At 72.3% G+C, this 19,213-nt stretch carries 15 protein-coding genes; 7 read left to right on the forward strand and 8 right to left on the reverse strand.

Features of this window, described 5'->3' with window-relative positions; genetic code table 11:
• The first annotated feature begins 23 nt into the window (after window positions 1-23).
• The gene (locus ACIBCM_RS01660) at window positions 24-278 is read left to right on the forward strand and encodes a hypothetical protein (protein WP_399238970.1); all 255 of its coding nucleotides are present in this window, start codon (window positions 24-26) and stop codon (window positions 276-278) included.
• A 141-nt stretch (window positions 279-419) separates the two neighbouring features.
• On the opposite strand, the gene ACIBCM_RS01665 is transcribed toward ACIBCM_RS01660, so the two are convergent.
• Window positions 420-1,700 (reverse strand): MFS transporter, encoded by a 1,281-nt coding sequence (locus tag ACIBCM_RS01665; protein ID WP_399238972.1) that lies wholly within the window; start codon window positions 1,698-1,700, stop codon window positions 420-422.
• Window positions 1,701-1,874: 174 nt separating this feature from the next.
• On the reverse strand, window positions 1,875-2,480 hold the full coding sequence (locus ACIBCM_RS01670; RefSeq protein WP_399238974.1) for a hypothetical protein: 606 nt from the start codon (window positions 2,478-2,480) through the stop codon (window positions 1,875-1,877).
• A gap of 117 nt (window positions 2,481-2,597) precedes the next feature.
• On the opposite strand from ACIBCM_RS01670, the gene npdG reads away from it, so the two are divergent.
• Together npdG and ACIBCM_RS01680 are read left to right on the forward strand one after the other, a co-directional pair.
• A complete protein-coding gene (gene npdG, locus ACIBCM_RS01675; RefSeq protein WP_399238976.1) occupies window positions 2,598-3,305 on the forward strand; it encodes an NADPH-dependent F420 reductase in 708 nt (235 codons plus the stop codon).
• A gap of 77 nt (window positions 3,306-3,382) precedes the next feature.
• A complete protein-coding gene (locus tag ACIBCM_RS01680) occupies window positions 3,383-3,565 on the forward strand; it encodes a hypothetical protein (protein WP_399238978.1) in 183 nt (60 codons plus the stop codon).
• A gap of 105 nt (window positions 3,566-3,670) precedes the next feature.
• Here ACIBCM_RS01680 and ACIBCM_RS01685 read toward each other — a convergent pair whose 3' ends face one another.
• On the reverse strand, window positions 3,671-4,480 hold the full coding sequence (locus tag ACIBCM_RS01685) for a site-2 protease family protein (protein ID WP_399238980.1): 810 nt from the start codon (window positions 4,478-4,480) through the stop codon (window positions 3,671-3,673).
• A gap of 336 nt (window positions 4,481-4,816) precedes the next feature.
• On the opposite strand from ACIBCM_RS01685, the gene ACIBCM_RS01690 reads away from it, so the two are divergent.
• Window positions 4,817-8,425, forward strand: coding sequence for an AfsR/SARP family transcriptional regulator (locus ACIBCM_RS01690; RefSeq protein WP_399238982.1), 3,609 nt, complete (start codon window positions 4,817-4,819; stop codon window positions 8,423-8,425).
• A 106-nt stretch (window positions 8,426-8,531) separates the two neighbouring features.
• Here ACIBCM_RS01690 and ACIBCM_RS01695 read toward each other — a convergent pair whose 3' ends face one another.
• The 3 genes from ACIBCM_RS01695 to panB form a co-directional block, all read right to left on the reverse strand.
• Window positions 8,532-9,440 (reverse strand): ABC transporter permease, encoded by a 909-nt coding sequence (locus tag ACIBCM_RS01695; protein WP_399238984.1) that lies wholly within the window; start codon window positions 9,438-9,440, stop codon window positions 8,532-8,534.
• Window positions 9,437-10,450, reverse strand: coding sequence for an ATP-binding cassette domain-containing protein (locus ACIBCM_RS01700; protein WP_399238986.1), 1,014 nt, complete (start codon window positions 10,448-10,450; stop codon window positions 9,437-9,439). Before ACIBCM_RS01700 ends, ACIBCM_RS01695 begins: the two co-directional genes overlap by 4 nt.
• A 241-nt stretch (window positions 10,451-10,691) precedes the next feature.
• Entirely contained in the window at window positions 10,692-11,564 is an 873-nt protein-coding gene (gene panB / locus ACIBCM_RS01705; RefSeq protein ID WP_399238988.1) for a 3-methyl-2-oxobutanoate hydroxymethyltransferase, read from the reverse strand.
• 231 nt (window positions 11,565-11,795) lie between these two features.
• On the opposite strand from panB, the gene ACIBCM_RS01710 reads away from it, so the two are divergent.
• The 3 genes from ACIBCM_RS01710 to ACIBCM_RS01720 all read left to right on the forward strand — a co-directional run bounded on the left by ACIBCM_RS01710 (window position 11,796) and on the right by ACIBCM_RS01720 (window position 15,617).
• Window positions 11,796-13,412, forward strand: coding sequence for an MFS transporter (locus tag ACIBCM_RS01710; RefSeq protein WP_399238990.1), 1,617 nt, complete (start codon window positions 11,796-11,798; stop codon window positions 13,410-13,412).
• A 328-nt stretch (window positions 13,413-13,740) separates the two neighbouring features.
• Window positions 13,741-14,379, forward strand: coding sequence for a TetR/AcrR family transcriptional regulator (locus tag ACIBCM_RS01715; RefSeq protein ID WP_399239805.1), 639 nt, complete (start codon window positions 13,741-13,743; stop codon window positions 14,377-14,379).
• Window positions 14,380-14,591: 212 nt separating this feature from the next.
• Window positions 14,592-15,617 (forward strand): endonuclease/exonuclease/phosphatase family protein, encoded by a 1,026-nt coding sequence (locus ACIBCM_RS01720; protein ID WP_399238992.1) that lies wholly within the window; start codon window positions 14,592-14,594, stop codon window positions 15,615-15,617.
• 123 nt (window positions 15,618-15,740) lie between these two features.
• Here the strand turns inward: ACIBCM_RS01720 and ACIBCM_RS01725 are convergent, their stop codons facing one another.
• Window positions 15,741-17,498, reverse strand: a complete 1,758-nt coding sequence (locus ACIBCM_RS01725; protein WP_399238994.1) for an NAD+ synthase — start codon at window positions 17,496-17,498, stop codon at window positions 15,741-15,743.
• 82 nt (window positions 17,499-17,580) lie between these two features.
• Window positions 17,581-19,167, reverse strand: a complete 1,587-nt coding sequence (locus tag ACIBCM_RS01730) for a multicopper oxidase family protein (protein WP_399238996.1) — start codon at window positions 19,165-19,167, stop codon at window positions 17,581-17,583.
• Between the last annotated feature and the right edge of the window lie 46 nt (window positions 19,168-19,213).

A 19,213-nucleotide genomic window follows, 5' to 3' on the forward strand; every position in this document is an offset into this window, starting at 1 on the left:
GGACCCAGAGGAAGGGAGCCGAGATGGCCCTGTTCAAGCGGCGCGCCGCCGGCAAGCCGGGCGAGTGGTACTACTGCCTCAAGCACCAGAAGGTCGAGGAAGGGCCCGAGTGCCCGGCCCAGGACCGCTTCGGCCCCTACGGGAGCCCCGAGGAGGCGGCCCACGCCATGGAGACGGCCCGGGAGCGCAACCTGGAGTGGGAGAACGACCCGAGGTGGCACGACAAGGGCGGTGAGGGAGGCGAGGGCGCCACGGGGGACGCGGGGGACAGGCGCTGACACGGGCTGACACGGGCCCTGCTCCATGGCCTCGACGGCCCCGCTCCTCGCGAGCGACAGCGCCGCCCGCTCCCGGGCCTCCCTCCGTTCCCGGCTGCGGCGCCCGTGGCGTTCCACCGTGAGGGCCGGTCCGCCCGGCCCTCACGACGGGACCGCGGCCTCCTTCTCGGCACGGCGGCGCAGGGCGTCCTCGTCGGTCGTGGCGTCGTAGCGGACCAGCCGGGGGAGCGCCGCCGCGAGCAGCCCCACCGCGGCGGCGCACACCAGGCCACCGCTCCAGACGGCCGGGCGCGTCCCCGTCCAGCCGGCCATCGCCCCGGCGCGGACCTGTCCCAACTGGGGGCCCACGCTGTAGGAGAGCACCTCGATCCCGGCCAGGCGGCCCCGCAGCTCGTCCGGGATCGTCTGGTTCCAGATCGTGGAGCGGCCCAGACCGCTCACGGTGTCGCCCGCCCCCGCGATCGCCAGACACGCCAGCACCAGCCATACGTTGCCGAGCAGACCCGCGCCCGCGATCGCCACGCCCCAGACCGCCGCCCCGACGATCACCAGCAGCCCGTGCCGGCGGATCCGCGAGGTCCAGCCGCTGGTCAGGCTCAGGGCCACGGAACCGGCCGCGATCGCCGCGTACATCAGTCCCAGCGACCACTCGGCGTTCAGATCGTCCGCCAGAAAGGCGAAGATCGCCGTCGGGAAGGCGATGACCATCGCCGCCAGATCGATCACATACGTCCCGAGCAGCACCGGCCGCGACCACGCGTAGCGCGCGCCCTCCGCGATGCCCCGCAGCGACGGCTTCCGGGCATCGTGTGCGGGCGGGGCCGGAGCCAGCCGCAGACACAGCAGTACGGACACGGTGAACCCGGCGATCGTGATCGCGTACGCCGGGGCGTGGCCGAAGTACGCCACCACCAGGCCCGCCACCGAGGGGCCCGCGATTCCGCCGATCTGCCAGCGCAGGGTGTTCAGGGCCGCCGCCGCGGTCAGCTCGTCGTGCGGGACGATCCGGGCTATCAGCGAGTCGAGCGCCGGGCGCTGGAGTCCGGCCAGCGCGGAGACCCCCGCGGCGACCACGTACAGCGGCCACAGCAGCGGCCGGGGCAGCAACGCGTTCACCAGCAGGACGAGCGCCAGGGCCCCGAGCCCCGCCTCGGTCCACAGGATCAGCTTCCGGCGGTCCGCCGAGTCCGCGAGCGCGCCCCCGTACAGCCCGAAGACGATCAGCGGCACCAGTTCCACCGCGCCCATCGCGCCGACCGCGAACGGGGACCCGGTCAGGTCCTTGATCTGGAGCGGCAGCGCGATCATCGCCATGAAGCTGCCGAAGTAGGTGATCAGGCCCTGGACCCACAGAAGCCGGAAGTCGGCGGAGGACCGCCACGGCGAGAGGTCGGGAAGGATCGCGGACAGCTTGGACGTCACAACCGGTCATGGTCGGCGGCACCTGCCGCCGGCGGCAAGCGAATTACCGCGATCCGGACACCCGGCGGACCCCGGCGGACCGCGGCGGATCGGACCCGCCGGCCGCACCGCCTGGACCGCACCCGCCGGGCCGCGTCCGGCGCCCTCCTCACCCGGCCCGTCCGCGGCGCCCGCTCACCACCTGGCGGGCGGCGGCGACGTCAGATGGTCCACCAGACGGGAGAGCCGGTCCCTGAAGTGCCGCCGCCCCCGGGGCACGGGCAGGCCGTTCTCCCCGGCCGCCGCGCTCACCAGGTGCTGCACGGTGTCCAGATCGATCTCGTCGGTGCCGGACTCCACCGTCAGCGCCTCGTGCGCGAGCGCGTGCACCTCGCCGTCGCCGCCGTCCAGCGCCAGTACGGTCGCGCCCGCCCGGCGCGCGTCGTGGACCCGCTCCAGCAGCCCCGCGTCCGGCCGCTCCGGGGCCACCATCAGCAGCGTCTCGCCCCGGCCCGCCTTTTCCAGCCTGCCGAGACCGACCGCGAGGTGCGGCGGGTCGCCGGGGCGCGCCCGATGGCGTACGAGGGTGGGCGTCAGCTCCGGCCGGCCCGACCAGGCGGCCTCGTCCACGAGATGCGCGGCCAGATGCCAGGGCTCGTACTCCCGCGTTCCCACCAGCAGCAGCCCGCCGCCCTGCGGCACCACGGACGAGCGCAGCACGCCCGCGAACCTCCGGGTCGCGGCGGGCCAGTGGGTCTGGGCGAGGACTTCGCGCAACAGCGCGACACGTATGGCATCCATGGCCCCGCATCCTGTACCAGCCGGGGCCCGCGCGAGGGCGGGATGTCCCGTGCTCACCCGTTCGTGAACCTCGTCCCGTCCTGTCGCGGGGCCGATCACCACCAGTAGGGTCGGCCCATGACTTCCTCAGACAACATGACGACGAAGCCTGTGGCGAAGGATCCCTGGGAGCTGCCTGATGTGTCCGGCCTGGTGGTCGGGGTGCTGGGTGGTACGGGTGATCAGGGGCGTGGGCTGGCGTATCGGCTGGCGCGGGCGGGGCAGAAGGTGATCATCGGGTCGCGGGCTGCGGAGCGGGCGCGGGCGGCGGCCGATGAGCTGGGGCTGGGGGTGGAGGGTGCGGACAACGCGGAGTGCGCGCGGCGCGCCGATGTGGTGATCGTGGCGGTGCCGTGGGAGGGGCACGCGCGGACGCTGGAGGCGCTGCGGGAGGACCTGGCGGGCAAGCTGGTGGTGGACTGTGTCAATCCGCTGGGTTTCGACAAACAGGGTGCGTTCGCGCTGGTGCCGGAGGAGGGTTCGGCGGCGCAGCAGGCGGCCGCTCTGCTGCCCGCCTCGCGGGTGACGGCGGCGTTCCACCATCTGTCGGCGGTCCTGCTCCAGGACGCGTCCGTGGAGGAGATCGACACCGATGTGATGGTCCTCGGTGAGACCCGCGCCGACACCGACACCGTCCAGGCCCTCGCCGCCCGGATCCCCGGGATGCGCGGCGTCTTCGCGGGACGGCTGCGCAACGCCCACCAGGTCGAGTCCCTGGTGGCCAACCTGATCTCGGTGAACCGCCGCTACAAAGCCCACGCGGGCCTGCGCGTCACCGACGTATAGACGCCGGCGGGGCATGGGCGACGGGGCATGGGGGAGACTGGGCGGGACGTACCGCCCCCCGACAGGAGCCCGACCCCATGCCCCGCCTCGCACTCTTCTCGCTCATCGTCTGCGCGCTCGCTGTCACCGCCGCGGTGGTCTCCTTCACCCAGGGGATGTGGATCGGGATCGTGTGGGTGATGCTCGCCGGGCTGTCGTCCAACATGGCCTGGTACTACGTCCGCCGGGCGAAGGCGGAGCGCCGCTCGGCGACCGGCTGACGCCCGGGCCGGGCCGCCGGGCCCGCCCGGGTTCCCGCCGTCCGCCGACTGTCAGCCCCGTTTGTCACCCGCTGTCGTTCGCCCGCCGTCCGTCGCCGCCGTTGGTCACCGGTCGACGTACGACGCGCAGATCTCGTTCTCACCCGTCCAGAAGCGGTAGTACTCATAGCCGCAGCGCGACTCCAGATCGCCGACGCCGAGCCCGCGCAGAATCGCGTCGACCAGGTCGAAGAACGCGTTGTTCACCTCCGGCACGAAGAACAGCAGCGCGAAGACGGCCAGCAGTCCGTACGGGGCGATGGGCTCGATCCGGCGGCGGAGCGAGTACGAGAGCCAGGGCTCGATCACGCCGTAGCCGTCGAGTCCCGGGACCGGCAGCGAGTTCAGGATCGCGGCGCTGACCTGGAGCAGGGCCAGGAAGCCGAGCGCGTAGCGGAAGATGACGGGGACGCCGTCCAGCGCGCCCAGCCAGAACGGCGCGGTGCACACGACCGCGAACAGGACGTTCGTCAGCGGGCCCGCGGCCGAGATCAGGCTGTGCTTCCAGCGTCCGTGGATCCGGCCCCGCTCGATGAAGACCGCGCCGCCCGGCAGACCGATACCGCCCATGATCACAAACAGCACCGGGAGACCGATGCTGAGCAGGGGGTGGGCGTAGACGAGGGGGTTGAGCGTCAGATAGCCCTTCGTACCGACCGAGATGTCACCGCCGTGGAGCGCGGTACGGGCGTGCGCGTACTCGTGCAGACAGAGCGAGACGATCCACGCGGAGGTGACGAAGAGGAAGACGGCGACCCCGGCGGCCGTGGCGAAGTCCGTCCACACCGCCCAGCCGGTGACCGCCATCACGGCGACGATCCCTATGAAGACCGGGCTGATGCCCCGTCCGCTGTGACGGGTGGTGGAGGTGGTCATGGGAGCGGCTCCTGGGAGGTTGTGATGTGCGGACCGACCGTACCGGTAGACGGGTACGGAACGTCCGGGGGGTTCCTGCCGGTTCCTGCCCATCCGGATGACTCCCTGGCGGTGCGGACGTTTCGGGAGGTTCCGGGCGTCGGCGGGGGCTGTCGGGCGGGCTCCGGGGTGCTCCGGGCCTCACGGGTGGGCTCCCGACCGGGCCGGGGCTGCTCCGGGCGACCGTGGAGAGCGGGGGTCTCGTGGGGCGCCCTGCCGTGGTGCGGTGGGCACTCCCGAGCCGTTCCCGGCCGGGTCCCGGCCCGCCGGCCCCGCCGTACCGGTGACAATGAGCGGGTGCGCTATCGCTTCCTCGGCACCACCCGGGTCCTCCGCGCCGACGGCTCCTCCGCAGCCGTCGGCGGCGCGCGGCTGCGCGCGCTGCTGACCGTACTGGCACTGCGTGCCGGGCGCGCGGTGCCGGTCGGGGTGCTCGTCGACGAGGTGTGGGACGGCGATCCGCCCGCCGACGAGGTGGGCGCGCTCCAGGCGCTGGTCGGCCGGCTGCGGCGGGCTCTCGGGCCCGGCGCGGTGCTCTCGGTCGACGGCGGCTACCGCCTCGACGCCGACCCGGACGCCGTGGATCTGCACCGCTTCGCGCGGCTCGCGGGGGAGGGGGCGCGTGCCCTGGAGGAGGGGGATCCGGCCAAAGCGGTGACCCTCCTGGAGGACGCGCTCGCGCTCTGGCAGGGCCCGCCGCTCGCCGACCTGCCCCGCAACACCTCGGAGACCGCCCGGCTGGAGGTGCGGCGCCTGGAGGCCCGCAGGGCGAGGCTCGGCGCGCTGCTCGCCCTCGGCCGGGCGGACGAGGCGCTGCCCGAACTGGCCGCCCTGTGCGACGCGTTCCCGATCGACGAACCGCTCCAGGCACTGCGTCTGCGGGCCCTGCGCGACACCGGCCGCCCGGCGGAGGCGCTCGCGGCGTACGAGGAGGTCCGGCGTGAGCTGTCCTCCCGGCTCGGCACGGACCCGGGCCCGCGGCTGCGCGCGCTGTACCGGGAGCTGCTCTCCCCGGACGCCCCCGCCGGTCCGTCCGCGGGGCCGTCCCCGGGCACCGGCCGTCCGGCGCCGGACGGGCCCCCGGACCTGGTGCCGTCCCCGTACGGCGCACCGGACACCTCACCCCCGGCGGCACCGCACCTCCCGGCCGGACGCCCGGCCACCGCCCCGCACCCGGCTCCGCAGCCCGCCCCGGCGGCCGGGTTCCCCGCCGGGTCCGGCCTCGGTACGGCGTCCTCCCTCCCGGACGCGCCCGCTCCAGAGCCCTCTGCTCCAGAGCCCTCTGCTCCGGGGACCTCCGCTCCAGAGCTCCCCGCTCCGGAAACCCCCGCCCCGGCGACCGCACGGCAGGACCGGGCCACGGCCCCCGGCCGGGCGGTGGCGGCGGGGCCCGGAGCCGGCAATCTGCGCGCCCGGCTCACCTCCTTCGTCGGACGGCAGGAGGACATCGGCGCCCTCCGGGACGACCTGCGCGGCGCCCGGCTGGTCACCCTGCTCGGCCCCGGCGGGGCCGGGAAGACCCGGCTGTCGCAGGAAGCGGCCGAGCGCACCGTGGCGGACCACCCCGACGGGGTGTGGCTCGCCGAACTCGCCCCCGTGGACGATCCGGCGAATGTGCCCGGAGCCGTACTCACCGCGCTCGGCGCGCGGGAGACCGTGCTCCGCGCCGCCGGGGCGGAGGAACTGCGGGGTATCGAGCAGCCGGACGACGACCCGCTCGCGCTGCTGATCGAGCACTGCGCCCGCCGCCGCATGCTGCTCCTGCTGGACAACTGCGAACACGTGGTCGAGGCCGCCGCCGTTCTCGCCGAACGGCTGCTGGAGAGCTGCCCCGGGCTGACCGTGCTCGCCACGAGCCGTGAACCGCTCGGTGTGCCGGGTGAGCTGGTGCGGCAGGTCGATCCGCTGCCGGACGCCGTCGCCCTCGAGCTGCTCGCGGACCGGGGTGCCGCCGCCCGGCCCGGTTTCCGCCCGGACGACGATCCCGAGGCGTGTGCCGAGATCTGCCGCCGGCTCGACGGGCTGCCGCTGGCCATCGAACTCGCCGCCGCCCGGCTCCGTATGCTCACACCGCGTCAGATCGCCGACCGGCTGGACGACCGGTTCCGGCTGCTGACCGGCGGCAGCCGTACCGTACTGCCCCGGCAGCAGACCCTCCGCGCCGTCGTCGACTGGTCCTGGGACCTCCTCGACGAGGCCGAACGGACCGTTCTGCGGCGGCTCTCGGTCTTCTCCGGCGGCTGTGATCTGGCAGCCGTGGAGGCCGTCTGCGCCGACGACGCGTACGACGCCGTCGGCGCGCTCGGCTCACTCATCGACAAATCCCTGGTCGCCGCCGCCCCCGCCGACGAGGGCGAGATGCGCTACCGCCTCCTGGAGACCGTGGGGGAGTACGCCTCCGAGAGGCTCGGCGAGACCGGTGAGCGCGCCGAAGTGGAGCGCCGTCATCTCGTCCACTACCGGGAACTCGCCCGTACCACCGATCCGCTGCTGCGCGGAACGCGACAGCGCGCCGCCATCGCGCTGATCGAGCTGGAGTACGAGAATCTGCGGTCCGCGCTCCGCCGGGCCACGGCCGCCCGGGACGAGCAGGAGGCGCTCGTCCTCGTCCTCTCGCTCGCCTGGTACTGGCACATGAGGAATCTGCGCACGGAGGCCCGGCACTGGGCCGTCGCCGTCCGCGCGCTGGGCCCGGACCCCTTCGCGCCGCCGATCGCCCCCGCCGCCCCCGTGTACGAACGGTTCACGGACGCCCCGCCGCCCATGCGCCGGGAGCTGACCGAGGAGGCCAGACGGGGCGTCGAGCTGATCCGGATGTCCTGTGCCAACCAGCCGGCCGAGGAGCTGACCACCCCCGAGAGCCAGATCCGGCTGCGCGCGATCAAGGACGCGTACTGGAAGGTCCTGCCGCAGAACTGCCGCTTCCCCGGATCGCTGTGGGCCTTCGCCGTCATCTTCACCGAAGACCTCGCCGTGCTGCGGACCATGCTCGACGACACCGTGCGGGCCTGCCGGGAGCACGGCTACGACTGGGAGCTGGCCGCGGCTCTCCAGGCCCGGGCCGACATCCTCGCCAACCGGAGCCTCTGGGCCCCCGAGGCCGTCCGTGACGCCGAGGAGGCGCTCGGCCTCTTCGAACGGCTCGGCGACGACTGGGGCACGGCCGAAGCACTGTCGGCGCGTGCCGAGGCCTATGAGAGGCAGGGCGATTTCGCGTCGGCCGCCGAGGACTACACGGCCGCCGTCGGGTGCGCCGAACGGATCGGCGCCCAGAGCCAGGTGACCCTGCTGCACTCCCGGCTCGGCGGTGTGCTGATGGAACTGGGCGAGGCCGAGCGCGGTGAGGCCATCCTGCGTGAGGTGATCGCCCAGCAGCGGGGAGCGATCAGCGAGGCCGCGGCCTTCGCACGGCTCATCCTCGCGTTCTGGCTCGGCCACACCGGCCGCCGCGACCAGGCGCGGGACGAGCTGAACAACCTCCTCGTCGACTTCCGTACGAGCAGTATGGCGATCTTCGAGAGCCTGGTGACCGGTGCTCTCGCCTGGCTGGACTTCATCGACGGCAGATACCGGGACGTCCTGGACCGGGTGCGGAACGCGCTGCCGATGGCGCGGGGCCCGCTGGGCACGATGGTCGCACCGCAGCTGGTGTCGATGCATCTGCTGACGGCCGCGGGGGCCCTGGCCGGAGGGTGGCCCGAGCGGGCGGCCGACTCGGCCCGTGTCATCGCGTTCGCCGACTCCCACCTTCCGCCGGGCCACTTCCTCTCCCGTTACGAGAGGGAGAACCGGGACTTGAGCGAGGCGGTCACGCGTTCGGCGCTCGGCGATGCCGCGTACGAGGCGGCGTACGAGGACGCCGGCCTCACCCTGGAGGAAGCCGTCGCCCTCGTCTCGGCGGCCTGAGCGCGCGGTCCGGCACACGGTCTGGGCAGGGCGCCCGCCCCGGCCGCCGCGGCGCTCAGGTCCCGGTGTGCCCGACCGGGGCGAACGGGGCGTGCCGCCGCGGACCTCAGGTCTTGCTGCGGAACTTGCCCACCGCCAGCGGTGCGGTGACCACGGTGATCACTGCGGCCCAGCCGAGGGTCATCCAGACGGAATCCCCGAGCGGGCCGCCGTTGATCAGGGCCCGTGCCGCGTCCGCGAGATTGGAGAGCGGGTTGTACTCGGTGAACGCCTCCAGCCAGCCGGGCATCGTACTCGGCGGGGCGAAGATCGAGGAGCCGAACTGAAGGGGCATCAGGACCATCATGGCCATTCCCTGTACGGCCTGGGCCGTCTTCAGTGTGAGCCCGAGCAGGATGAAGACCCACATCAGCGACGCTCCGAAGACGAGGGACAGCCCCACCGCCGCCAGCAGTTCGACCACCGAGGTCTTGATCTCCAGGCCGAGCAGAAAGCCCATCCCGAGCAGGACCGTCGACGCGACGAGCATCCGGCCGACCTCGACGACGATCTTCGCGATGAGGACGGAGGAGCGGGCGATGGGCATGGACCGGAAGCGGTCCATCACCCCTTTCTTGAAGTCGTCGTTGACGCCCGCGCCGACGGCCATCGCGATGCCCATGCCCATCATCGCCATCAGACCGGGGACGACGTAGTTGACGTAGTCGTCCCGGTTGCCCTCGCCCGAGATCGCGCCGCCGAACACGTACACGAACAGCAGGGTGAAGATGACCGGCATCAGCAGTGCGTCGAACATCGACTCCGGATCCTGCTTGATCTGGAGCAGATTGCGGCGGGTCAGCGCGCCGATGTGCCGCAGATTGGCCCGGGGACCGATCCGTCCCTCGCCGGGCGGGACCTCCCTGACCGGCGCGGGCTCGGGCGCGGGGTGACGGGCGCCTGAGCCGGTGGCCGCGCCCCGGCCCGTCACGGGGCTCGTGTCCCTGCCCGAGTCCGGGGTGGTGGTGCTGTTCATGCGGCGACCTCCTCGGGACGCGTCCCGGACACGGGCGTCTTCTCGCCGGTGATGGCGAGGAACACCTCGTCCAGACTGGGCAGATGGGTGCCGATGTCCGCGATGCCGAAGCCGCGCGAGGCCATCAGACCGATGACGGCGGTCAGCTGGACGTCGGCGAGGATCGGTACGTACAGCCGTCCCTCGTCGGGTACGACCGTCGCTCCGGCGACCCCGTCGAGACCGGAGCCGGCGAGCGCCGAGGCCATCGCGGGCAGCTGCCCCGGATCGACGGGCCTGATCTTGAGGGTGCGTCCGCCGACCCTGGCCTTCAGCTCGTCCACCCGGCCTCCGGCGATCACCCTGCCCCGGTCGATGACGGTGAGCTCGTCCGCGAGCTTCTCGGCCTCCTCCATGTACTGCGTGGTGAGGAGTACCGTCACCCCCTCCGTGACCATGCGCTGCACCTCCGCCCAGACCTCGTTGCGGGTCCGGGGGTCGAGCCCCGTCGTCGGCTCGTCCAGATAGAGCACGGCGGGCAGACCGATCATGGACGCCGCGAGGTCCAGCCGGCGGCGCATACCGCCGGAGTACTGCATCGCGGGCCTCTTCGCGGCCTCGGTGAGCGAGAAACGCTCCAGCATCTCGTCGGCCCGGCGGCGTGCGGCGGGACGGGACAGATCGAGCAGCCGCCCGATCATATAGAGGTTCTCCCAGCCGGAGAGCTTCTCGTCGACGGAGGCGTACTGCCCGGTCAGGCCGATGGTGCGGCGCAACTGGCGGGGCCGGCGCACCACGTCGCAGCCCGCGACGGTCGCGGTGCCCGCGTCAGGGACGACGAGGGTGGAGAGGCAGCGTACGAGGGTGGTCTTCCCGGCGCCGTTGGGGCCGAGCACTCCGCGTACGGTTCCCTCGCGGACATCGAGGTCGACACCGTCCAGGGCCTTGGTCTCCCCGTAGTGCTTGACCAGCCCCCGGACCTCGATGGCGGGGCCCGGGCCGCCGTCCGGTTTCTTGTCGGTTCGCTTCATGCGGTCCACGATGCCGACCCGTTCCTACAGGCCACCGACGGGACGCCGACAGCCCGCCGACAGCCGTACGGCACGGGCCCGGCATACCGACAGCCCGCCGGCGGGGGAAGACCGGCGGGCTGTCGGCCGTGCCGGGAACGGCTCCCGGCGGTGGTGCGGGCGGTGGCTGCGGTGGCTTATGGAGGTGGTGCGGGCGGCGGCTCGCGGTGGGCGGCCGAGCCGGTCGCCGGCGCGGAACCGGTCAGTGGAAGGTGTGCTCCTCCTGCGGGAACGCGCCGCCGACGACATCGTCCGCGAACGCCTTGGCCGCGTCGCCCAGCGCCCGGCGCAGATCGGCGTACTGCTTGGTGAAGCGCGGCACCTTGCCCCCGGTGAGACCCGCCATATCGGTCCAGACGAGGACCTGGGCGTCCGTGCCGGGGCCCGCGCCGATACCGATGGTCGGGATCCGCAGCGAACGGGTGACCTCGGCGGCCAGCTCGGCCGGCACCAGTTCGAGGACGAGGGCGAACGCGCCCGCCTCCTGGGCGACCTTCGCGTCGCGCAGCAGTTCCTCGGCGGCCTCCTCACCGCGGCCCTGCACCCGGTACCCCATGGAGTTCACGGACTGCGGGGTCAGGCCCAGATGCGCCATGACGGGGATGCCGGCCTGCGCGATCAGCTCGGTCTGCGGCACCGAGCGCCGCCCGCCCTCCAGCTTGACGGCGCCGACCCCGGCCTCCTTGACCAGCCGGGTGGCGTTGCGCAGGGCCTGCACCGGCCCCTCCTGGTACGAGCCGAACGGCAGATCGCCGACGATCAGCGCGCGGCTGGTGCCGCGTACGACGGCCGCGGACAGCATGGTCATCTGGTCCATGGTGACCGGCACGGTGGTGTCGTAGCCGAGATGGGTGTTGCCCATGGAGTCGCCGACGAGCATGACCGGAATCCCGGCCTCGTCGAACACGGAAGCGGTCATCGCGTCGTAAGCGGTCAGCATGGGCCACTTCTCACCGCGCTCCTTGGCGGCGGCGATGTCGTGGACGGTGATGCGGCGAGTGCCCTTCCCCCCGTACAGCGCCTTACTGCTGTCCGTGCTGCTGTCGGAGGACTTGCGGGCAGCCTGAAGCGTCATGGCCAACGGCTCCTTGTGTCATCTCGAGGCGCCCTCACGGCGTCCCCGGACCACCACCATGGTGGCACTTCGTGCCGTGTCGGGCTAGGCCATGTCGACAGAATCCCGCCTGCTCCGCCCCCGGCCCGCCGGCGGACGATGATCTTCCGGTGGCACGGCCGGGGGTGTTCTCCGGGTAACGAATTTATATACGAGACGGTCTCGTATCGAAATATGTCTACGCTGGGGCGCATGTCGACTCCCGCCACCGCCGGCCCGCCACCGCCCGTGCACCGTGTGCCCGAGGCCGTCCACCGCCGCCGCTGGGCCATCCTCGCCGTGCTGATGTTCAGCCTGCTGATCGTCGTCCTCGACAGCTCGATCCTGAATGTGGCGGTGAAGACCATCGCCAGCCCCGCGCCCACCGGGGTCGGAGCCACCCAGGGCGAGCTGGAGTGGGCGATCAACTCCTACACGCTCGTCTTCGCCGGACTCCTCTTCACCGCCGGGCTGCTCGGTGACCGATTGGGCCGTAAGAAGGTCCTGCTCTCCGGGATCCTGGTCTTCGGCGCCGGCTCCGGGCTCGCCGCATTCTCCGGGACCCCGGGCGAGCTCATCGCCTGGCGCGCCGTCATGGGACTCGGTGCCGCCTTTGTGATGCCGGCCACCCTCGCCGTGCTGATGAACGTCTTCGAGCGGGACGAGCAGCCCAAGGCCATCGGCGTCTGGGCGGGCAGCGTCGGCCTCGGTATCGCGATCGGCCCGATCGCCGGCGGAGCGCTCCTGGAGCACTTCTGGTGGGGCTCGATCTTCCTCGTCAACGTTCCGGTCGTCGTCATCGCGCTGATCGCGATGGCCGTCCTCGTACCCGAGTCCAAGGACCCGGACCCCGGCCGGATCGACCCCGCCGGGGTGCTGCTCTCCGTCGTGGGCCTGGTCCTGCTGGTGTACGGGATCATCCGAGGCGGCGAACTCGCCGACTTCACCGCCGCCTCCGCGCTGCTGCCGATACTCGGCGGAGTGGTCGTCCTCGTGCTGTTCGTGCTGCACGAGAAGCGCAGCGACCACCCCGCCATCGACATCACGTACTTCAGGAAGCCGGCCTTCTCGGCCGCCGTCGCCGCCATCGCCCTGCTCTTCTTCGCGCTGATGGGCGTGACCTTCTTCTCCGCCTTCTACCTCCAGAGCGTGCGCGGCCACAGCGCGCTGGAGTCGGGGCTGCTCATCCTGCCGCTCGCCGTGGCCCAGATGGTGTTCGCGCCCCGCGCGCGGCTGGTCGCCGAACGTTTCGGGGACCGCGCGGTCTGCACGGGCGGCATGCTGCTGGTCGCCGCCGGACTCGCGGCCTTCGCCTTCTTCGACGCCTCGACCCCGCTGTGGGTGCTCGAAGTGGCCCTCTTCGCGCAGGGCGTCGGCATGGCACACGTCATGCCGCCCCTCACGGTCGCGGTGATGCAGGCCCTGCCCCGGGAGAAGGCCGGCTCCGGCTCGGCGATCAACAACACCTTCCGCCAGGTCGGCGGGGCACTCGGTGTCGCCGTTCTCGGCTCGGTGCTCTCCACGCGCTACCGGGCGGAGATCGAGGGACAGCTGGAGCATCTGCCCCACGCCGCGCGCGAGGCCGCCGGAGAATCCATCGAGGGTACGCTCGCGGTCGCCGGGAAGCTCGGACCCCAGGGCCGGGAGCTCATCGGCCCGGCGAACGACGCGTTCCTCGGCGCGATGCATCTGACCGCGATCGGTTCGGCCGCGGTCGCGCTGATCGGGGCGCTGGTCATCGGTCTGTTCCTGCCGGGCAGGACCGCCGCGCCGCCGGGGCCCGCGGAACGGCGGCCCGAGCCGGCGAAGGAGGGGGCGGCCGGACGCTGAACCCGGCCGACGCCTCTGGCGGGGTCCCGGACGGAGCCCGGGGAGAACCGGGTCCCGGTGCGGGGCCCGCCCCGCCGATTCCCCGGGTGGCCCGGGGCACCCGGGGAATCGGTGAGAATCGGAGGTGACGACGGTGCCGGCGAGAGACGGAGTGGACGTGCCCCTGCACGAGCAGCACGACGAGCGGGGGAGCGGCGACGGTGCCGCCCCCGGTCCCGCCTCCGGTCCTGTTCCCGGCCGCCCCGCGCCTCGCGCCGGGACCGCTCCGGAGCCTGATCCGGTACCCGCTGCCGGACCGGTGACCGGTCCCGAACCCGGTCCCGAACCCATCTCCGGTCCCGAACCCGTCTCCGGTACGGATTGCGGACCCGCGCAGCCGTGTGCCGCCCGCCGGGGCCGCCCCCGCAGCGAGGCCGCCGAGGGCTCCATCATCGGGACCGTGGTGCGGCTGCTGGAGGACGGCGTCCCGCTCTCCGAACTCTCCATCGAACGCATCGCCCGTACCGCCGGCGTGGGCAAGGCCACCATCTACCGCCGATGGGAGGGCAAGGAGGCGCTCTTCGTCGACGTCGTCCGCTCCATCGAGCCCGTGGACCCGCCGCTGCCGGGCACCGGTGTCCGCGACGATCTGGTCGCGATGGTGGAGTCCCTGCGCCGGCGCGGTCTCGCCAAGCGCTCGTCCACCCTGCTCATCAACACCTTCGCGCAGATGCAGTCGTACCCCCAGCTGTGGGACATGTACCAGCGTGTCGCCGTCGCCCCGAGACGACGGCGGATGCGGGAGATTCTGTGGCGCGGTGTCGAGAGCGGCGAGCTTCGCGGGGACCTCGACCTCGAGCTCCTGGGCGATCTGTTTGTGGGGCCTATGCTCATGCGCACCTTGCTGTACCCGGAGAGCACCCTCGCCGAGGGCAGCGCGGAACGGATCGTCGACGCGGTGCTCTCGGGCGTACGAATCCGGAAGTGACGGCCCGGGACACGCCCGGAACCGGATCCCGCCCGAAGTGTGCGGGTTCTGTCACAGCGCCCCCACCTGGCTGGATATCAGGAACTCCATCCGCCACACGGCTCGTCATCCGGACAGTACGGCCGCTCAGGGGCGGCAGGGCACGTACCGTCATCGCCTAGTGTCGGGGTCCAGGCCGGTGTGTGGCGGCGCAACGCAGTGAGGACAGCTCCATGGTGCAGGCGTACAAGACGCAGACGGGGAACGGCGGCCCGGGGGACCGGCACACCCGTTCCCGGTTCCGCGGCCTGCTGGAGAGATGGCGCGGTGACCGGGGCATCTGGCGGCGCGGCCTCGTCGTCGCCTCCTTCGCGGTGCTGATCGCCCTTCTGATGCTCCTTCACGCGCAGCTGCCCAATCGCATCGGGAATCTCGGGAGCCTGTCCGAGACGTTTCTGCCGTGGCTGGGCGTGGTGTTCGTACCGCTGCTGCTCGTCGCCGCGCTCTGGAGGCGTTCGGCCACCGCGCTGATCGCCCTGCTGTTTCCGGTCATTGTGTGGTTCAACCTGTTCGGCGGCCTGCTCACGGACAAGTCGTCGGGCCGCGGCGATCTGACCGTCGCCACCCACAACGTCAACGCGGAGAATCCCGACCCGGAGGGCACGGCCGAGGAGGTCGCCGCCTCCGGCGCGGATGTGCTGGCCCTTCAGGAACTGGACCACGGGCAGGTCCCCACCTATGAGCGGGCGCTCTCGTCCGCCTACAAGTACCACTCGGTCCAGGGCACGGTCGGCCTGTGGAGCAAGTACCCGCTGTCCGGCACCCGGCCCGTCGAGATCCGGGTGGGCTGGACCCGGGCGATGCGCTCCGTCGTCACCACCCCGCAGGGCGAGGTGGCCGTGTACGTCGCCCATATGCCGTCCGTACGGGTCAAGATGCGCGCGGGCTTCACCGCCAATCAGCGCGACAACAGCGCGGACGCGCTGGGTGAGGCCATCGCCGACGAGCCGGTCCGCAAGGTGGTGCTGCTGGGCGATCTGAACGGCACGATGAACGACCGCGCGCTGAACGCCATCACCTCCCAGATGCGCTCCACCCAGGGCGCGGCGGGCGACGGCTTCGGCTTCAGCTGGCCGGCCTCGTTCCCCATGGCCCGGATCGACCAGATCCTGGTGAAGGGCGTCGAGCCGGTGTCGTCGTGGACGCTCCCGCGGACCGACAGCGACCATCTGCCGATCGCGGCGGGCATCGAGCTGTGACCGGTACTCCGGGGCGGGCCGCCTGGGAATCGGGCGCACCGGTCGCTCCGGGCGCACCGGCCGCTTCCGGGCAGGACCGGGAGCCCGGCGCCCCGGCGCGGGCCCCGGAGCCGGGCCCGGGGCTCAGCCGTGCGCCGTCTCCCGCCAGCGGTTGGTGATCGGCAGCCGGCGGTCCTTGCCGAAGCCCTTCGCCGAGATCTTGGTGCCCGGCGGGTACTGCCGCCGCTTGTACTCGGCGGTGTCCACCATCCGCAGGGTCTTCGCGACCAGTTCCTCGTCGAACCCGGCGGCCACGATCGCCTCCCTGCCCCGGTCGCCGTCCACATACAGCTCCAGGATCCGGTCCAGGACCCCGTAGTCCGGCAGGGAGTCCGTGTCGACCTGGCCGGGTCGCAGCTCGGCGCTCGGCGGCTTGGTGATCGACGCCTCCGGGATCGGCGGCACCTGCCCGCGCTCCTCGGCGGCCCGGTTGCGCCACTTCGCCAGCCGGAAGACCGTCGTCTTGTAGACGTCCTTGATGGGCCCGTACGCGCCGACGGAGTCGCCGTACAGCGTCGAATACCCCACGGCCAGCTCGGACTTGTTGCCCGGCGCGAGCACGATGTGCCCCTCCTGGTTGGAGATGGCCATCAGCGCGGTGCCGCGCAGCCGCGACTGGAGGTTCTCCTCGGCGAGTCCGGTCAGCGCGAGGGAGTCCATATAGGCGTCGAACATCGGGCCGATGGGGACGGTACGGAACTGAAGTCCGGTGCGGCGGGCCAGTTCGGCGGCGTCGTCCCTGGAGTGCCCCGACGAGTACTTCGACGGCATGGAGACCCCGTACACATGCTCGGCGCCCAGCGCGTCACAGGCGAGGGCGGCGACCAGCGCGGAGTCGATACCGCCGGAGAGACCGATCAGCACCGAGCGGAATCCGTTCTTCGCGGCGTACGCGCGCAGGCCCACGACCAGCGCGGAGTACACCTCCTCGTCGTCGTCCAGCCGTTCGGCGTAGCCGCCCGTCAGCTCGGCCTCGTACGCCGGGAGCGGATCCGGCGAGATCACGACATGGTCGACGCGCAGCCCGTCGTCGACCACTCCCGCGGGGATCGCGCCCGCGGCCGGGAGGTCCAGATCGAGGACGACGCTGCCCTCGGCGAACTGCGGGGCGCGGGCGATGACGTCCCCCGCCGCGTCGACCACGATGGAGTCGCCGTCGAAGACCAGCTCGTCCTGGCCGCCGATCATCGCGCAGTACGCGGTGACGCATCCGGCCTCCTGGGCGCGCTTGCGCACCAGCTCCAGCCGGGTGTCGTCCTTCTTCCGCTCGTAGGGGGAGGCGTTGACCGAGATCAGCAGCCCCGCCCCGGCGGACCGGGCCGCGGGTACCCGGCCGCCGTCCTGCCACAGGTCCTCGCAGATCGCGAGCGCCACATCGATACCGTGCACCCGGATCACCGGCATGGTGTCGCCGGGCACGAAGTAGCGGAACTCGTCGAAGACGCCGTAGTTCGGCAGATGGTGCTTGGCGAAGGTCAGCACCACCTCGCCGCCGTGCAGCACGGCGGCGGCGTTGCGCGGCGCGCCCGCCGGCTGGCCGTACTTCGGCTGTGCCTTGTCCGAGCGGTCCAGATAGCCGACGATCACGGGCAGCCGCCCGAGCCCCTCCTCGTCCAGCCGCGCGGCGAGGGACCGCAGGGCGGACCGGGACGCGTCCACGAAGGACGAGCGCAGGGCCAGATCCTCCACGGGATAGCCGGTCAGCGCCATCTCCGGGAAGGCGACGAGATGCGCCCCCTGCTCGGCCGAGTGCCGGGTCCAGTGCACGATCGCCTCGGCGTTCGCGGCGAGATCGCCGACGGTCGAGTCGATCTGATTCAGGGCGAGGCGTAGTTGAGGCACGCGGCCAGTGTAATCGTCTGTCTGACGCGATGGGGGGTCCGGGAGGTGTGGGACGCCCCACGCGAGGCGTCCCACCTCTGTGCTACTTGCGGTAACCCAGCACGGTCATCATCCCGGCCTCCGCGTGGTAGACGTTGTGGCAGTGGATCATCCACAGTCCCGGGTTGTCGGCGTCGAAGTCGGCGGTCAGCGTGCCGTTGGGCAGCACGATCGCGGTGTCCTTGCGCGGTCCGCCCGCCTTGCCTGCGAGGGCGAAGGTGTGCCCGTGCAGATGGAGCGGATGCCACATCTCCGTCGGGTTGCTGAACACCAGCCTGACCCGCTCACCCGCGCGGACCTCATGGCGCGGGCCGGGCGAGTACGGCTTGCCGTCGAAGGCCCAGTCGTACTTCTCCATCCCGCCGGTCAGCCCGATCCTGATCACGCGGTCCGGCTTGCGGGAGTCGAGGGCGGCCGGCGGGGCCGCGCGCAGCCGGTCCGCGGTCAGCACGCGCCTCGTCAGCTCCCCGGGGCGTACGGAGGCGGCCGGGGCGGATCCGCCGCCGGTACGAAGCAGGGCGAGCGCGGTCGCGTTCTTGCCCTCCGCGAGCGCGACGAGCGGAAAGACCCCGTCGCCCGCCGTCACCAGGACGTCGTACCGCTCGCCCATGCCGATCAGCAGGGCGTCCGTCTTCGTGTGCCCGACCGGGAAGCCGTCCGTGTGGGTCACGGTCATCTCATGGCCGCCGAGCGCGACCCGGAAGGCCGTGTCCCCGCCCGCGTTGACGATCCGCAGCCGGATCCTCTCACCGGGCCTGGCGCTGAAGGTGACGGGCGCCTGCGGGGTCCTTCCGTTGACGAGATAGTGCGGATAGGCCACATCCCCGGCGTCCCCGCCGAGCAGATCGCTCTTGGCGCCCATCATCATCCGGGACGGACCGCCGGGGCCGGGCGACTCGGTGGTCATCGCGCCCATGTCGTGCCCCTCGTGCCCGCCGCCGGACATGCCCTTGCGCAGTTCGCCGAGGACCGCGTCCGGGGTGGAGCCGTCGACGCCGTCGACCCAGTCGTCGAGGACGATCACCCACTCCTTGTCGTACTTCAGCGGCTCCCTCGGGTCCTCGACGATCAGGGGCGCGTACAGGCCCCGGTCCTGCTGGACCCCCGAGTGCGGGTGGAACCAGTAGGTCCCCGGGTGCGGGACGGTGAAGCGGTACGCGAACGACGCCCCCGGCCCGACCGGCTTCTGGGTGAGATCCGGGACGCCGTCCATGTCGTTGCGCAGCGCGAGCCCGTGCCAGTGCAGGGACGTCGACCGGGGAAGGTTGTTGGCGAGGGTGAGCGCCAGGGTGTCACCTGCGGTGACCCGCACCTCCTGGCCGGGCAGCCGGTCCCCGTACGCCCAGGACTTGACCGTGAGGCCGCCTCCGAGATCGAGCGGGGTCGCCACGGCGGTGAGCTTCACCTCGCGCACGGGGCCCTTGCCCCGCCGGGCCTCGGCGTCGAGGACCTCCTTGCCCCCGGGCTCGACGAAACCCTTGGCACCGGGTGCCTTGCCGCCCGGGGCCTTGCCGCCGTGCCCTTCGTGTCCGCCGCCGTTCCTGCCTCCGGAACAGGCGGCGAGGACGCCCGTCCCGGTCGCCGCGAGCGATGCTCCGAGCAGGGAACGGCGCGTGATGTACGTATTCATGACTGGGTCCACCTCGTGAAGATGTCGGTGTGCTGCCTGGAGATCG

The sequence above is a fragment of the Streptomyces sp. NPDC051018 genome (assembly GCF_044456085.1).
GTDB lineage: Bacteria > Actinomycetota > Actinomycetes > Streptomycetales > Streptomycetaceae > Streptomyces.

Excerpts from the sequence above, each read along its gene's own strand:
- ACIBCM_RS01660 (WP_399238970.1), top strand. The coding sequence starts at position 24 with ATGGCCCTGTTCAAGCGGCGCGCCGCCGGCAAGCCGGGCGAGTGGTAC.
- ACIBCM_RS01670 (WP_399238974.1), bottom strand. The coding sequence starts at position 2,480 with ATGGATGCCATACGTGTCGCGCTGTTGCGCGAAGTCCTCGCCCAGACC.
- npdG (WP_399238976.1), top strand. The coding sequence starts at position 2,598 with ATGACTTCCTCAGACAACATGACGACGAAGCCTGTGGCGAAGGATCCC.
- ACIBCM_RS01680 (WP_399238978.1), top strand. The coding sequence starts at position 3,383 with ATGCCCCGCCTCGCACTCTTCTCGCTCATCGTCTGCGCGCTCGCTGTC.
- ACIBCM_RS01685 (WP_399238980.1), bottom strand. The coding sequence starts at position 4,480 with ATGACCACCTCCACCACCCGTCACAGCGGACGGGGCATCAGCCCGGTC.
- ACIBCM_RS01695 (WP_399238984.1), bottom strand. The coding sequence starts at position 9,440 with ATGAACAGCACCACCACCCCGGACTCGGGCAGGGACACGAGCCCCGTG.
- ACIBCM_RS01700 (WP_399238986.1), bottom strand. The coding sequence starts at position 10,450 with ATGAAGCGAACCGACAAGAAACCGGACGGCGGCCCGGGCCCCGCCATC.
- panB (WP_399238988.1), bottom strand. The coding sequence starts at position 11,564 with ATGACGCTTCAGGCTGCCCGCAAGTCCTCCGACAGCAGCACGGACAGC.
- ACIBCM_RS01710 (WP_399238990.1), top strand. The coding sequence starts at position 11,796 with ATGTCGACTCCCGCCACCGCCGGCCCGCCACCGCCCGTGCACCGTGTG.
- ACIBCM_RS01720 (WP_399238992.1), top strand. The coding sequence starts at position 14,592 with ATGGTGCAGGCGTACAAGACGCAGACGGGGAACGGCGGCCCGGGGGAC.
- ACIBCM_RS01730 (WP_399238996.1), bottom strand. The coding sequence starts at position 19,167 with ATGAATACGTACATCACGCGCCGTTCCCTGCTCGGAGCATCGCTCGCG.